The following is a 16,185-nucleotide window of genomic DNA, read 5'->3' as shown; positions in this document are numbered from 1 at the left end:
ACAAGCGTGTATATGACAGCATCTTCCGATCCGATCTCTGTGTTGGGAATGCTCGATAAGGAGGAATAGGTGTGAACATTCCAAGTTCAATATTGACTTTACTGGTAGGGATCGGGATTACTCTCGCGAGTCTCTGGTATGGTCAAAACAATCATTTATTACCCGTGGCAGCCTCCGCAGAAGCGGCGGAAGTCGATGGGTTATTTAACACCATGGCAACCATCAGCTTTGGCTTAGTGCTTTTAGTGGAAGGGGTGTTACTGGTGTCTTTAGTTAAATTTCGTCGTCGTCAAGATGACACCACCGATGCAGCCCCCATTCACGGCAATATTCCCTTGGAAATTGTCTGGACGGCAATCCCGGCGATTGTGGTGTTGGGGATTGGTATTTATAGTTTTGAAATTTATAACAATATGGGGGGACTTGATCCGATGGCGGCGGGTCAACACTCGATGCACGCCCATCGTAACATGAAGGGCTCTGCGATCGCGGCTTCATTATCAGACGACCCCCAACCCCCAGAAATCACTCAAATCGCTTTGGGAATAGGGGCATCTCCGGGTAAAGAAGGGCAAGAAGCGGCCATTAATGTGGATGTGACCGGGTTGCAATTTGCTTGGTTGTTCAATTACAAAGATACAGACATTACTGCCGGAGAACTTCATGTCCCTGTCGGTCAAGAAGTGCAATTAAATATGAGTGCCCAAGATGTGATCCATGCGTTTTGGATTCCGCAATTGCGCTTAAAGCAAGATACAATCCCCGGTCGGATCACTGAACTGCGATTTACACCCAGCAAGATCGGAACCTATCCGATTGTCTGTGCTGAATTGTGTGGAGGCTATCATGGGGCGATGCGATCGCAAATGATTGTTGAGACTCCAGAAGAATATGCGGCATGGGTCGCTGAAAATACTATTGCCAATGTCACAAACCTGCAAAAAACCATCGCCATCAATCCCGCAGAATTATCCGATGGTGAATTTCTAGCTCCCTACGCCGATGAAATGGGCATCAATTCTGAGGTAATCGCCCAAACTCATCATCATTCCATGTGAACCGGGCATCCTGCCCGTATATCAATTTAAAACAGGTCGGAAACAGGCAAGATGCCTGTTCCACTTTTCCCCATTCAATCTTTTCTCAATTGTTATGGCACAAGCACAACTGGATCTCGCAGCTAATATTCCAAAACCTCATCATGAGGAAGAACGACGTTGGCAAGATTTCTTTGGTTTTAGTACCGATCACAAAGTCATCGGGATTCAATATCTCGTGACAGCATTTTTCTTTTATCTAGTTGGGGGTGCTTTAGCAACGGCCGTGCGTACGGAACTGGCAACCCCTGATCCGGATTTTGTTTCGCCGGAACTTTATAACAGTTTATTTACGGTTCATGGAACCGTGATGATCTTTTTGTGGATTGTTCCGGCGGGTGCAGGACTAGCCAACTATTTAATCCCCTTAATGATTGGGGCAAGAGACATGGCGTTTCCCCGGTTAAATGCCGTTGCCTTTTGGTTAATTCCTCCGGGTGGAACGCTGTTATTGGCAAGTTTCTTGGTTCAAGCGCCTCAAGCCGGTTGGACATCTTACCCCCCGTTAAGTTTATTAACAGGTAAAGTCGGAGAAGAAATTTGGATTCTCAGCGTTTTATTGTTGGGAACTTCTTCGATTTTGGGGGGATTAAATTTCGGGGTTACGATTTTTAAAATGCGAATTCCCACGATGGGGCTCAATGATATGCCTCTGTTGTGTTGGGCTATGATCGCGACCTCCGCTTTAATTCTTCTGTCTACTCCGGTACTGGCGGCAGCGTTAATTTTGCTGTCTTTTGATTTACTGGCTGGCACCAGTTTCTTTAATCCCACCGGAGGCGGCGATCCGGTTGTTTATCAGCACTTATTCTGGTTTTATTCCCATCCGGCAGTCTACATTATGGTTTTACCCTTTTTTGGGGTGATTTCTGATGTTCTGCCGGTTCATGCTCGTAAACCGATTTTTGGGTATCAAGCGATCGCCTATTCCAGTTTAGCCATTAGTTTTTTAGGCTTAATTGTTTGGGCACACCATATGTTCACCAGTGGAACTCCGGGTTGGTTACGGATGTTCTTTATGATCACGACGATGATCATTGCTGTCCCCACTGGAATTAAAGTGTTTGGTTGGTTAGCCACGATTTGGGGCGGGAAACTTCGCCTCAACAGTGCCATGCTGTTTGCGATGGGGTTTGTTTCAACCTTCGTCATGGGCGGTGTGACGGGAATTATGGTGGCATCGGTTCCCTTTGATATTCACGTTCACGATACTTATTTTGTCGTGGCGCACTTCCATTATGTTCTGTTTGGTGGAGCAGTGTTTGGGGTGTTTGCCGCGATTTATCATTGGTTCCCGAAAATGACGGGGCGGATGATGAACGAACCTTGGGGAATCGTTCACTTTGTTCTAACCTTTGTGGGTACGAATCTCACTTTTATGCCGATGCACGCCTTGGGATTACAAGGAATGCCTCGTCGGGTGGCAATGTATGACCCCCAATTCACCACCTTGAATCAGGTCTGTACTCTGGGAAGTTATATTCTGGCGGTTTCAACGATTCCTTTTTTAATTAATGCCGCCTGGAGTTGGTTAAAAGGGCCAAAAGCTCCGGCTAACCCTTGGGAAGCTTTAACCTTAGAATGGATGACCTCTTCTCCGCCACCGATTGAAAATTTCCTGGTGACTCCGGTTCTCAAAACTGGGCCCTATGATTACGGCAGTCGCAAAACCTTAGCCATTCGTCAACGGTTAAAACAAATGACCGGAAGCCGCCCCAAAGAAGTCGGTGTTCCCGTCTCTCAAGCCAAATCTTCTACCGTATTTACAGACGACCGTTCAACAATGGTTGTCGAACCTGAAAAAGACATCAAATAAGAATTACGAATTACGAATTACGAATTAAGATGATCGTAATTCGTAATTGACAATTCGTAATTGATTAGATGTTCCCTGTCCCCTTTTATTGAATCAATTCATGCAAAGTTCAGCGATTAACGAGTCTCAAACCGTTCTTGGATACGAACACGAAGCCACCGCAGTACATGAACACGAAGAACACCCTGATTTACGAATGTTAGGGGTCGTTGTCTTCCTGATTGCAGAGAGTATGATCTTTTTAGGTTTATTCTCTGCCTATCTGATTTATCGAGCCATGTCTCCGGTCTGGCCCCCAGAAGGCACTGAACGAGAATTATTGCTTCCAGCAATTAACACGGTGGTTCTAATTTCCAGTAGTTTTGTGATGAACCAAGGAACAGTCGCAATTAAGAAAAATGATACTGCGGGGTTACGCAATTGGTTTATTGCAACGGCGATTATGGGGTTAACCTTCTTAGGGGGTCAAGCCTATGAATACAGTCAGTTAGGCTTTGGATTAACGACCAATTTATACGCCAGTTCCTTCTATGTGTTAACCGGGTTTCACGGGTTGCACGTCACTTTTGGAGTCTTGTTAATTTTAGCCGTTCTTTGGCGGGGACGCCAAACCACTCATTACAGCAAAGAATCCCATTTTGGCCCCGAAGCAGCCGAATTATATTGGCACTTTGTTGATGTGGTTTGGATTATTCTGTTTATCTTGCTTTATTTGTTGTAAATCTTGATCACATTAATTTTATCCTTAAACCCCATTGGGGTTTTTTTATGGGAATTTTTCCTATTATATAGTGCTACGCGCAAGGGAACAGGGAACAGGGAACAGGGAACAGTAAGAATTGAAAGGGTTTTAGAGCTCTAATATAAAAAGAGGGTTTGAAAACCAAACCCCTACAATAAATGATGATGATCTATCGTGTTTTTATCAAAACGCTGACTCAATTTCTAAAACTATCAGTCAATATTAATCGTTTGTAACCCTTCATTAATTGCAATTATAATTTTGCCAACGGTTCGCCCCATTTCGCTATAGGTATGAGCTTGGGCGACATCACTTAAGGGATAAGTTCGATCAATAATGGTTTTAACTTTACCTGATTCTATCAAATCTCGCAGTGCATCTAAATCTCGACGAATGGGTTGAGCTAAAACTAATTTACATTTTTGATTGGAGGAAAATAAAGTTTGTAAGGTTGCTGCCATATTATCAACGGTTGGCAAAGTTGAGATATAAATTCCATCGGGTTGTAGAACTTTTGTACAATTAAAAAACGATTGTTTCCCGACGGCATCAAAAATAATATCGTATTGAATACCTTGTTGGGTAAAATCCCCTTGGGTATAATCAATCACGGTATGAGCGCCTAAACCTTTGACCAAATCCACATTTGATGTCCCGCAAACTCCGGTTACTTCTGTATTCATCGCCACCGCAATTTGGACGGCAAAGGTTCCCACACCCCCAGATGCACCATTAATTAATACCTTTTGTCCGGGTCGCAATTGACCTAAATCTAATAACCCTTGTAATGCGGTTAAACCTGCCACTGGAACTCCTGCGGCTTCAGCATCGGTCATATTTTGGGGTTTATAGCTAAGGTTAGCCGCGCTGACCGCAACATATTCTGCATAAGCACCTCCAAAGACCGGGTTAACGAAGGTATAGACTGGATCACCAACTTGCCAGCGTGTTGCTTTTTCCCCCACTTCCACCACTTCCCCCGATAAATCACAGCCTAAAATTTTGGGGAAATTATAGCCGGATAAGGGTTGTAATAATCCCTGTCTCATTTTCCAATCGACAGGATTAATACTACTGGCATGAATTTTAACTAAAACTTGATCCGGTTTCAGCGTTGGGGTGGGAATATCTTCATAACGCAGAACATCGGGTGAGCCATATTGATTGATGACAATTGCTTTCATAAATTTTTGATGGTAATATAACACCTGTTAGCTTAACACAGACTTATTAAACTAGGGATTAAAGCTATATTTGAAGTTGGAATCCTTCTAATATTTTTGTTGAGATTGAAATCAAAAAATAATTTTTAATCAGCTATTTTATTCTATCTATTTCTAAGGTCTAGGTTGCTATTGTTGATCAAGAATCTGTTATTGATGGAAATTTAACTCAACAGCTAAATCCCAACTCAAGAGGGTAAAAAATTGAGTTTGTCTTAGATCAACAGTTGTAAGTCCGTAAAATTCTCATTATGATGGAATTATAGGCAAAAAATCTCGGCAAACCCTAGAATTGAATTGTTATGGATATTCAGTTAATCAATATTGGTTTTGGTAATATTATCTCTGCGAATCGGGTCATTGCCATAGTCAGTCCTGAATCAGCACCGATTAAACGGATTATAACAGATGCACGGGATCGTGGACAGTTAGTGGATGCCACCTATGGACGGAGAACCAGAGCCGTCATTATAACCGATTCTAGTCATGTTATTCTCTCTGCAATTCAACCGGAAACCGTAGCTCATCGGTTTGTGCTGGCGAAAGATGGAAATCAGCGAGATGATTAAAGAAATGGGTATTTTTTCCTCCTTGGTTTGAATCGTCATACTATGAGAAAATACAGGGATTCCTGATCATTCCCGAAATCATCCACAGGTTCACCTTTGAACCTGAAATTTTTCTAATTGTTCGGTTTACCACTGTCTAACCTTGTTTTTTGAATGAGTAGAACTGTTATGAAAAAAGGCCGATTAATTGTCATGACGGGCCCTAGCGGGGTCGGAAAAGGAACCTTGGTTCGTTCCCTCCTCAACTGTCATCCAGACCTGCATTTATCCATTTCTGTAACCACTCGTTCTCCCCGTCCAGGAGAAATCAATGGCCGAGATTACTATTTTGTAGATCGACATCGGTTTCACGAAATGGTAGAACAGGGAGAGTTATTAGAATGGGCTGAATTTGCTGGGAATTATTATGGAACCCCTCTCATCCCCGTTAAAGAACATATTGAAGCCGGAACATCGGTTTTATTAGAAATAGAATTAGAAGGTGCTCGGCAAATTCGGCGTACCTTTCCCTCTGCATTACGCATTTTTATTATGCCGCCTTCTATTGATGAATTAGAACGCCGTTTACGGGGTCGAGGTCAAGATTCTGAAGATGCTATTCATCGACGTTTGCTGAGAGCAAAAGCAGAAATGGATGCCGCAAATGAATTTGATTTTGAAGTGATTAATGATGATTTGGATTTCGCGTTACAACGATTAGAATCTGTGCTATATGCTCCTGTTTAGATCATGAAATATGCCAGAGAACAATCCTTTAGATCCAAACTCGATAAATGCGATGGCAACCCCTGTTAATTCGGCTGAAGCTTATGCGAATTTAGGGCGTTTGCAAAGTCAGCAAGAACAATGGCAAGCTGCGATCGCAAATTATCGTCATGCGATTGAATTCAATCCTAATTGTTCTTGGTATTATCACCATTTAGCCGATATTTTCTTAAAACAAGAACAATGGCAAGAAGCGATGATTAACTATCGTCAAGCCATTGAACTTAATCCTAATTTCTCCTGGTCATATCATAATTTAGGAAATGCTTTATTAAAATTAAAATCCTGGGAAGAAGCAATTCAGGTTTACCGCCAAGCCATTCAATTAAACCCTGAATTTTATTGGTCTTATTGTAATTTAGGAGATGGGTTAGTTCAACAAAAAAAGTGGGAATTAGCTATTATTGAGTATTGGAAGAGTTTGGTCATTCTTCATCAAACAACTCAAGCACAGGATTTTGTTATTATTGCGACTAAATTAGGAGAAACCTTAGACTCTTACCTTCCTGAAACGATTGATCAAGCGATCGCTTATTATCAACAAGTGACGCAGAATCATCAACAATATCCTGAGTATAAAATTATTATTAATTTTATACGGAATTATCAAGATAAATGGGTTAAAATAGCTGATTTTTTCCTTTACAAACATTGGATAAAAGCTGCTTTAATTCTTTATTCAATGGTGGTTAAAGTTAATCCTGATGATCAGGAAATTATCAAAAAATTTAAGAGTGTTTATCAGAAAAAAGCTGATTTGGAAAAAATGATTAATTTGCAACATCAACAGATTCAGCAAAATTCCGAAAAATGGTCTAAATATGATGATGCGATCGCGGCTGAACAGACAGTTAATCATTATGATTATCCTGTAGCTGTGAATCAAAAAAATCGACAATATCTATTTAGTACCGATATTAATTTTGATTTAGACCAATTAGATCAACTGTTTGAAGCGGTCGGTTGGATGACTCGTTCTCATGAACAAATGAAAATCGCCCTTGAACACAGTTTTTTAGTTGTAACCCTTTGGTTTATTAAAGATACCAACAAACAATTAATTGGGTTTACTCGCGCCGTTTCTGATCAGGTTTATAATGCTACTCTTTGGGATGTTGTCATTCATCCCGATTTTCAAAGTCAAGGGTTAGGAAAAGCGTTAATTCAATATACCTTAGAAAAACTGCGCCAGCAAAATATTGAAAATATTACCTTATTTGCAGGTTCTAAAGCGGTTAATTTTTATCATCATTTAGGGTTTATTACTGACCCGAATGGAATTAAAGGAATGTTTTGGGTTTCACCTTGTATCTGAGAAATGGTGCGTGCGGCTTCACCTTACGCACCCTACATTTTTGCTATAGCTTTTTTGTCAATACTTTCAGTTTTTATTCTGCTATAAAAATTTGCTCAACGGTTAAATTATAGAATTCTATAGAAACTAAAATAAATTGGCTAAAACTTCCCCTGCAGTTAAAATAGGAATGGGAGAGTTAACAAACCCTTGTAAATCACGGGTAACAATTGCCTCTAAATTTTCATTCATTGCACAAGCAAGTTGAACCGCATCTTCAAAATCGTCTAAATTTAAAGCTAGTGCTGTTTTAACAATATCTTGATTAACAGCACAAACTTCTAATGTTAATAACAAATCAGAAACATACTGTTTACCAATTTGGGTATTCCTCTGTTTTTTGACAATATAAAAAATATCTCTTAATGTTGTTGCTGTTACATAACCGACGATTTGACCGGATCGAATTCCCTGGAATAACCGATCAGCATCTTCAAAAAAAGGCATCCTAGCCAGTAAACTATCTAAAATAATATTAGTGTCTAGTAATATTCTCATTTGAGATACTTCTCCGTTAAACTTTCATCTTTTAATCGTTCTACATCCTCATCGGTTAATTCAGTATTATCAGGTTTTAAACTTCCTCGTAAACGTTCCCAAACTCCATCAGGAACATCAGGACGAGGACGCAATTCTTGAGACAATGAATGAATAATAGACTCTACCAGTAATAACCGTTCATGAACGGGAAGTTTATAAGCAGCGTTCTTTAATTCTTGTAAATTCATTGTTGATTTTCCTTGATCGTTTATTTAATTCTATCTTATTTTTATAGATTGACCCTATAGAAACCGGGTTTCTGTTCCAGATTATTGCTAATCAACATAGAATTTTATAGAAACCAGGTTTCTGATTATTTTACTGTATTATAATTGAATAAATGCCAACATTCAGTGGCGATCGCCCAATCTTCTTCCGTATGAATCACTAATATTTTAACCTTTGAATCTGCGGTAGAAATTTCTTCATCAACGGGGTGAGAGGCATTTTTTTCTAAGTCTAATTTTAACCCTAAAAACTCCCATCCTTGACAAGTGGCTTCTCGAACTTTTTCGGCGTGTTCTCCAACTCCTGCGGTGAATACTAACACATCTAAACCGCCTAAACTCGCTAACATTTGCCCGATTCCCATTTTTAAGCGATGAATATACATTTCAAAGGCGAGTTTTGCTTTGGGATTTCCGGCTTTCATTTCGGTTAATATATATCGTAGATCTCCCGACTCCCCAACAATTCCTTTTAACCCCGATTCTTTATTTAAAATTTGATTCATTTGATCAACATCATATTGATATTTTCCTTGTAAATATAAAACAATAGACGGATCAATTGAGCCGCTTCGGGTTCCCATCATTAATCCTTCCAGGGGAGTAAATCCCATCGTCGTATTAATACTAATTCCATCTCGAATGGCGGCTAAAGAACATCCATTTCCTAAATGACAGGTAATTATTTTTAAGAATTCTAAGGGTTGACCTAGAATTTTAGCGGTTTGTTGAGCACAATATTTATGGCTAGTTCCATGAAATCCATAACGTTTAATTCCTTCTTGTAAATATTGATAAGGAATTGGATAAATGGTTACATAATCGGGCATTTTTCGATGAAAAGCGGTATCAAATACTGCCACTTGGGGAACAGTTCCTAATAGGGTTTCTACGGCTTCAATTCCTTCTAAATGGGCGGGGTTGTGGGTAGGAGCAAGGGGAATTAAAGACCGAATCGTTTCTTTTACTTTTTCATTAATCAATATGGCTTCAGAATAATCTGAACCCCCATGTACCACTCGATGACCGACAATATTAATTTCTGAAAGGGAATTTAATACTTGTGTTTCCCCTGCAATTAGGGTATTAAACATTTGAGCGATCGCGTCTTGTTTCGAGGTTAAATCGATTTGATATTCTTGTTTAACCTTTGAGGTTTTCACTTTCATTAACCCGAATTCTTGAGAAGCTGTCCAGTCAATGGTTGCTTCCCAAATCGGGTGTAGAGGATAGTCGGGTAACAAAGATTCTTTAATTTCATAAAGGCAGCTTTTTTGAGAACTTGAACCCGCATTTAATACTAATATTTTCATATCATTAAGAATTAAAATCAATAGTAATTTTAAATTTAAGGATAATCCAAAAATAGAAAAAATAAATCTTCTGTTTTATGGAATTTATCTATTAAATCTCTGTTCTAGGTTCCAATAGAAGACCGTAAGGTTTCATCTAAATGACAGCGATCAGCTAAAGTGTGTAATAACGGCCCACGAGATGATAATTCTACGATACTAACGGCCCCTGTGGGCATAGCAATGCGATCGCGGAATCTGCCAATATCAATTCCTAATAATTCACAAATTATAATTCTAATGGTAGCTTTATGAGAGACAATTAAAATATTACCTGATTGATAACGTTCTCCTATTTCTTGAAGCACCGAAGCACAGCGGCGAGCAATATCAACGCCTTTTTCCCCGCCTGTGGGTGCATTCCAACCGGGATCAGTTAACCAGCGAACATAATCATCATGGTAATTTTGATTCACCGTTTCGGGAAGTTTTCCTTCCCATTCTCCATAGGCAATTTCTTTTAAACCCTCTCGAAATTGCATTTCTAAACCCACTGCTTCACACAAAGGTTTTGCGGTTGCAATGGTGCGTTTCATGGGACTCACAAACGCCGCAACCCAAGGTAAATTTTGGTAAAATTTGGCAAATTGATCTGCCATCTTTAAGCCATTTTCGGTTAAATCTGGATCTAAATTGCCACAATAACCCCCTTGTTGACTATAGGTGGTTTCTCCGTGTCGAAGAAAATAAAGTTTAACGCTCATCATTTTTAGCCAGTTAGGACGCACAGTGAGGAATTAGATTGACATCCCCCCCTCAGAGCTTGTTCCTGAATATAGAGATGGGGTAGAACTTGGGTTCAAATTCTCCCTATCCTATCAGGTTGTCGTTAGCTTAACATATTGGTTGTAATTTCCCAGATGAATCAAAAATCTTTAACTTTTTTAACTAAAATTTTAATCTTTTGTTAAAGTTCCCTCCTGATAACTGCTAACCGTCCCCAAACCTTAAAAAAAATAGTAAAAATCCCAATAATGTGTCACTCAATTTCAAATCCAGTGCTATGATTTAACAAAAATTTCAATAGGATATCTAAAAAACCGCAAACCGTCGTTTTCAAGATATTCTATCTTCTCAGTGTTGAGAAACGAAAACCCTTACAAAAGTCAGGACTTATGGTAGCTGCACCCGATAGACCCATTGAGATGAATAACCCTCTGAGTCAGGAAGAACTCCGTCAAATTGACGCTTACTGGCGAGCTTGTAATTACCTAGCTGTTGGTATGATTTATTTGCGGGAAAATCCTTTATTAAAGGAACCGCTCAAACCCTCAGACGTTAAACATCGGTTATTAGGACATTGGGGTTCAAGTCCGGGGTTGAGTTTTATCTACATTCATCTCAACCGCTTGATTAAAAAATACGACCTGGATATGATTTATCTAGCTGGCCCAGGTCATGGTGCCCCAGGGGTATTAGCTCCGGTTTACTTAGAAGGAACCTACTCAGAAATTTATCCCAATATTAGCGAAGACGCCGAGGGGATGCAAAAATTCTTCAAACAGTTCTCTTTCCCCGGTGGTATTGGTAGCCACTGTACTCCTGAAACCCCCGGTTCTATCCATGAAGGAGGAGAGCTAGGCTATAGTTTATCTCACGCCTATGGGTCTGTGTTTGATAACCCCGACTTAATCTCCGTTTGTGTGGTTGGGGATGGAGAAGCCGAAACCGGAGCTTTAGCAACTGCATGGCATTCTAACAAATTTATTAACCCAATTCGCGATGGGGCGGTGTTGCCTGTTCTGCATTTGAATGGGTATAAAATTGCTAACCCGACTATTTTATCGCGGATTAGCCATGAGGAATTAGAAGCGCTGTTTAAAGGTTATGGCTATAAACCCTATTTTGTCGAAGGGTCAGACCCGACCTTAATGCACCAGAAAATGGCGGCGACCTTAGAAGAAGCCGTTACGGAAATTAAAGCCATTCAAGCGGAAGCCCGTTCAACGGGTACAGCGAAACGTCCGATGTGGCCAATGATTGTGTTACGCAGTCCCAAAGGGTGGACGGGCCCTGCGGAGGTAGATGGTCATAAAGTCGAAGGGTTTTGGCGAGCACACCAAGTCCCGATGGCTGATGTCACCACCAACCCGCCCCATCTCCAGTTATTAGAAGATTGGATGCGGAGTTATAAACCGGAAGAATTATTTGATGAAAACGGCCGTTTAATTCCTGAACTGAAGGCTTTAGCCCCCCAAGGAACTAAACGCATGAGTGCGAGTCCCCATGCCAACGGTGGCACACTCCGAAAAGACTTAAAGTTACCCGATTTTCGGCAATATGGGGTTTCTGTAGAACATCCAGGGAAGTCTGAAGTGGAAAATACAAAGCTTTTGGGTAATTTCCTCCGGGATGTGATGCGGAATAATCTGCACAATTTCCGGGTATTTGGGCCTGATGAAACGGCTTCCAATCGTTTAAATCCGGTTTATGAGGTTAGCAAAAAAACTTGGTTAGCTGAATTTTACCCAGAAGATTTAGACGGAAGTGAGTTAGCCACCGATGGCCGGGTGATGGAAATGTTGAGTGAGCATACCTTAGAAGGCTGGTTAGAAGGGTATTTACTCACCGGACGTCATGGATTTTTCCACACTTATGAAGCCTTTGCTCACGTGATTGATTCCATGTTCAACCAACACGCAAAATGGTTGGATATTTGTAAAAATGAAGTGTCTTGGCGAGCGCCGATTTCTTCCTTAAATATTCTATTGTCTTCAACGGTTTGGCGTCAAGATCATAACGGTTTTAGCCATCAAGACCCCGGCTTTTTAGATGTAGTTACGAATAAAAGCGCCAGTGTGACTCGGATTTATTTACCCCCGGATGCGAACTGTTTATTATCCGTTGCTGACCATTGTTTAAAGAGTACCGATTACATCAATGTGATTGTTGCGGATAAACAGAAACATCTGCAATTTTTGAGCATGGATGATGCCATTAAACATTGTACCAAAGGCATTGGCATTTGGGAATGGGCAAGCAGTGATGACTGTGGCAAAAATCCAGATATTCCTGATGTGATTATGGCGAGTTGTGGGGATGTTGCTACAATGGAATCTTTAGCTGCAACTGCTATTCTACGGGAAGAAATACCGGATTTAAAAGTTCGGTTTGTTAACGTGGTGGATTTATTTAAGTTACAACCGGATACAGAACATCCTCACGGGTTATCAGACCGAGATTTTGATAGTTTGTTTACAACGGATAAACCGATTATCTTTAATTTTCATGGCTATCCTTGGTTAATTCACAAGTTAGCTTATCGTCGGAAAAATCACCCGAATCTGCACGTTCGAGGGTACAAAGAGAAGGGGAATATTAATACTCCCTTAGAGTTAGCCATTAATAACCAAGTTGACCGTTTTAATTTGGTAATGGATGTTATTGACCGAGTACCAAAATTAGGTTCGGCGGCGGCTTACGTTCGGGAACGCATGAGAAATGCTATCATCGAAAATGTCAATTATGCCTATGAACATGGCATTGACAAAGATGAAATTGTGAATTGGAAATGGCCGTTTTAAATCCCTAGAGTTCTTAGAAACCGGGTTTCTCTGGTAGATTTGTTCCGAGAAATTAAGATAACTTTAAAAACCCGGTTTCTGTTACTCTTTACTAAGTTCTTAGAAACCGGGTTTCTTTGGTAGATTTGTTGCGAGAAATCAAGACCACTTCAGAAACTCGGTTTCTGTGAGTCTTTACTAAGTTCGTAGAAACCGGGTTTCTTTGGTAGATTTGTTGCGAGAAATCAAGATAATTTCAGAAACCCGGTTTCTGGTAGCCTCAGTTGTTAGAAGTTTCTCTGGTAGATTTGTTGCGAGAAATCAAGACCACTTCAGAAACCGGGTTTCTGGTAGCGTGCACTTAGTTGTTAGAAACCGGGTTTCTCTAGTAGATTTGTTGCGAGAAATTAAGATAACTTCAGAAACCGGGTTTCTGTTCGCTTGGACTAAAGGCTTAGAAACCGGGTTTCTCATTTTAAACATATATTAAAAAAGCCCAAAACCCCTATAAAATGGGGGTTTTACAAATATTCCCGTTTTTTATTCCCTGTTATTGTATTAATTTTTTTTCAAAATTAAGTAATTTCACGAGGTTTAATCTGTTGACCCTCAATAAATATCACTTTTAAATAAATTATGTTAAAATGGCTCTAACTCTTGCCAGAATTGGCTTTCAAGATTTTATTCAACAAAATCTCACCTTTGTTTTTGGTACTTAAATAAAGTTATTTAAAAAGTTTTTTTGTGATAAAATACTGGGTGTCGAGTCTAAGAACCAGAACCCAGGACAGTAATGATTATGGCGAGAAGTTTTAGCTCAGATCGTGTCATAGTGAAACTAAAGCCCGGAGCTAATTCCAATGAAATTAGCAACTTACAGGCGCAAATCGGAGTCACAAAAGTTAGCACAGCGTCACAACTTGGCATTGACATTTGGCAGATTCCCGACGGAAACGTAGAACAAATCATCTCGACTTATAAGAATGATCCCCGCTTCGAGTACATCGAGCCGGACTATATCATCACCCTGGAAGATACCTCAAAAACCAGAAATCCTGAAGAAAGCTTAAGCATAATTACTCCCCAAGCCACCACTCCTAACGATCCTGGTTATTCCCAACTTTGGGGACTGAATAACACCGGTCAAAGCGGGGGGACAGCCGATGCTGATATTGACGCTCCCGAAGCGTGGGATATTCAAAAGGGCAACCAAAACTTAGTTATCGGTGTGATTGATACCGGGGTTGATTACAACCACCCGGACTTATCGGCGAATATCTGGACAAATCCAGGGGAAATCGCAGGCGATGGCATTGATAACGACAGTAACGGATATATTGATGATGTCCGGGGTTGGGACTTTGCCTATAACGACAATAACCCGATGGATGTGCATGGACACGGAACCCACGTTGCTGGAACTATTGCCGGAAAAGGTAATAACGGCGTTGGGGTGACAGGGGTAGCTTGGAATGCCAAGATTATGCCACTTAAGTTTTTAAATGATAGTGGTTCCGGCTCTACATCCAATGCCATCCTAGCGATTAACTATGCAACAGCCAAGGGAGTCAAACTAACAAATAACTCTTGGGGAGGCGGTGGCTATAGTCAAGCTCTCTACGATGCCATCAATACTGCCGGACAACAGGGAGCTTTATTCATTGCGGCGGCGGGTAATAGTTCGCAAAACACAGACACAACCCCTGCTTACCCGGCCAGCTACGACCTAGCTAATATTATCTCAGTTGCCTCAACCACCCGCACCGATGGATTGTCCTGGTTTTCTAACTACGGAGCCACCACTGTAGATTTAGGCGCTCCTGGTTCTGATATTTATAGCACTCTTCCCAATAGTAGCTACGGGACTCTTAGTGGGACATCAATGGCGAGTCCCCATGTCACCGGGGCGGCGGCGTTGCTGTGGTCACAAAATCCCACTTGGACAGCACAGCAGGTTAAGAATAGCCTCATGTCAACTGGGGACTCGATTTCTGCCCTCAATGGCAAAACTGTCTCCGGGAAGCGGTTGAATATTTATAACGCTTTAATGAGTAGCAACCTCCCCACTGTCACCGTCAATGTCAGTCCGGTGACAGTACAGGAAGATGGTTCAGGGAATTTAACCTACAGTTTTAGTCGCAGTGGAAATTTAACCTCTGCTATGACGGTTAACTTTGGGGTCGCGGGAACAGCTAATGCGGCTGCGGTTGGGAGTGACCCAGCCGACTATACGGTATTAACCAACAGCGCAGTTACATTTAGTCCTAGCACAAAAACAGGGACAATTACCTTTGCTGCTGGCTCTAGTACGGCTCAGTTGGTAGTTGACCCAATGGCTGATACCCTAGCAGAAAGCCAAAACGAAACCGTTGTTTTCAACATCAACTCCGGTACAGGATACATTGGGGGAACTCCTAATACGGCAACAGGAACAATCGTTTCCGAGGAAGTTTTGCCAATTTTCACCAACCCCAATAGTATTACTATTCCGTCGAGAGGCAGTGCCTCGCCTTATCCATCAACGATTAACGTTTCCGGTGTCAGTGGGAACATTGCCAATATTCAAGTCAGCTTAAGCGGTTTATCCCATACTTATCCAGATGATGTGGATATGTTCCTGCAGGGGCCTGGGGGACAAAAAGTCATGCTCATGTCCGATGCTGGGGGATGGGATAACTTAAATAATGTCAATCTTACTTTTAGTGACAGCGCTTCAGGGACATTGCCAGATGGGTCTCAAATTACATCAGGAACCTATCGTCCAACTGACTACAATGTCGGTGATACCTTCTCTACTCCCGCACCCGCAGGCCCTTATGGTACGGCGTTGTCCGCATTCAATGGCACAAATCCCAATGGGGCTTGGCAGCTATTTGTGCAGGATGATGCAGGAGGGGATAGTGGTAGTATAGCTGGCGGCTGGAGTTTAACGATTCAAAGTTCTGGTGACACCACCCCACCTACAGCCAATAGTTTCACTCCTGCCGATAATGCCAC

At 41.2% G+C, this 16,185-nt stretch carries 13 protein-coding genes; 8 read left to right on the top strand and 5 right to left on the bottom strand.

All coding sequences use genetic code 11. The features are described from left to right. Positions 1-71 precede the first annotated feature (71 nt). From ACKPEB_RS18495 to ACKPEB_RS18485, 3 genes are all read left to right on the top strand, one after another. Positions 72-1,058, top strand: a complete 987-nt coding sequence (locus ACKPEB_RS18495) for a cytochrome c oxidase subunit II transmembrane domain-containing protein (protein WP_408966443.1) — start codon at positions 72-74, stop codon at positions 1,056-1,058. Positions 1,059-1,152: 94 nt separating this feature from the next. Next, entirely contained in the window at positions 1,153-2,913 is a 1,761-nt protein-coding gene (gene ctaD, locus ACKPEB_RS18490; protein WP_408966442.1) for a cytochrome c oxidase subunit I, read from the top strand. A 100-nt stretch (positions 2,914-3,013) separates the two neighbouring features. Further along, the gene (locus ACKPEB_RS18485) at positions 3,014-3,634 is read left to right on the top strand and encodes a heme-copper oxidase subunit III (protein ID WP_408966441.1); all 621 of its coding nucleotides are present in this window, start codon (positions 3,014-3,016) and stop codon (positions 3,632-3,634) included. Positions 3,635-3,867: 233 nt separating this feature from the next. Here ACKPEB_RS18485 and ACKPEB_RS18480 read toward each other — a convergent pair whose 3' ends face one another. Continuing rightward, on the bottom strand, positions 3,868-4,839 hold the full coding sequence (locus ACKPEB_RS18480) for an NAD(P)-dependent alcohol dehydrogenase (protein ID WP_408966440.1): 972 nt from the start codon (positions 4,837-4,839) through the stop codon (positions 3,868-3,870). A gap of 341 nt (positions 4,840-5,180) precedes the next feature. Between ACKPEB_RS18480 and remA the strand changes: the two genes are divergently transcribed. From remA to ACKPEB_RS18465, 3 genes are all read left to right on the top strand, one after another. After that, positions 5,181-5,447 carry an extracellular matrix/biofilm regulator RemA gene (remA, locus tag ACKPEB_RS18475; protein WP_408966439.1) on the top strand — a complete coding sequence of 89 codons (267 nt, stop codon included), beginning with the start codon at positions 5,181-5,183 and terminating at the stop codon, positions 5,445-5,447. 168 nt (positions 5,448-5,615) lie between these two features. Further along, positions 5,616-6,173 (top strand): guanylate kinase, encoded by a 558-nt coding sequence (gene gmk, locus ACKPEB_RS18470; RefSeq protein ID WP_408966438.1) that lies wholly within the window; start codon positions 5,616-5,618, stop codon positions 6,171-6,173. Between the two features lie 52 nt (positions 6,174-6,225). Continuing rightward, positions 6,226-7,527, top strand: a complete 1,302-nt coding sequence (locus ACKPEB_RS18465) for a GNAT family N-acetyltransferase (protein ID WP_408967644.1) — start codon at positions 6,226-6,228, stop codon at positions 7,525-7,527. Between the two features lie 126 nt (positions 7,528-7,653). Here the strand turns inward: ACKPEB_RS18465 and ACKPEB_RS18460 are convergent, their stop codons facing one another. From ACKPEB_RS18460 to ACKPEB_RS18445, 4 genes are all read right to left on the bottom strand, one after another. Further along, positions 7,654-8,064 (bottom strand): type II toxin-antitoxin system VapC family toxin, encoded by a 411-nt coding sequence (locus tag ACKPEB_RS18460; protein WP_408966436.1) that lies wholly within the window; start codon positions 8,062-8,064, stop codon positions 7,654-7,656. Next, complete coding sequence (locus ACKPEB_RS18455) at positions 8,061-8,294, bottom strand: hypothetical protein (protein WP_408966435.1); 234 nt, start codon at positions 8,292-8,294, stop codon at positions 8,061-8,063. The genes ACKPEB_RS18460 and ACKPEB_RS18455 overlap by 4 nt, the downstream gene beginning before the upstream one ends. Positions 8,295-8,419: 125 nt before the next feature. After that, positions 8,420-9,646 carry an acetate kinase gene (locus tag ACKPEB_RS18450; RefSeq protein ID WP_408966434.1) on the bottom strand — a complete coding sequence of 409 codons (1,227 nt, stop codon included), beginning with the start codon at positions 9,644-9,646 and terminating at the stop codon, positions 8,420-8,422. 104 nt (positions 9,647-9,750) lie between these two features. Further along, complete coding sequence (locus ACKPEB_RS18445) at positions 9,751-10,413, bottom strand: histidine phosphatase family protein (protein ID WP_408966433.1); 663 nt, start codon at positions 10,411-10,413, stop codon at positions 9,751-9,753. Between the two features lie 387 nt (positions 10,414-10,800). Between ACKPEB_RS18445 and ACKPEB_RS18440 the strand changes: the two genes are divergently transcribed. Together ACKPEB_RS18440 and ACKPEB_RS18435 are read left to right on the top strand one after the other, a co-directional pair. Next, complete coding sequence (locus ACKPEB_RS18440) at positions 10,801-13,209, top strand: phosphoketolase (RefSeq protein ID WP_408966432.1); 2,409 nt, start codon at positions 10,801-10,803, stop codon at positions 13,207-13,209. Between the two features lie 811 nt (positions 13,210-14,020). Next, positions 14,021-16,185, top strand: a 2,165-nt coding sequence (locus tag ACKPEB_RS18435; protein WP_408966431.1) for a S8 family serine peptidase, incomplete at its 3' end; no start/stop codon positions are given.

The sequence above is a fragment of the Planktothrix sp. genome, from assembly GCF_046067725.1.
In the GTDB taxonomy this organism is placed as follows: domain Bacteria; phylum Cyanobacteriota; class Cyanobacteriia; order Cyanobacteriales; family Microcoleaceae; genus Planktothrix.
This window is presented reverse-complemented; position numbering and strand designations above follow the sequence as displayed.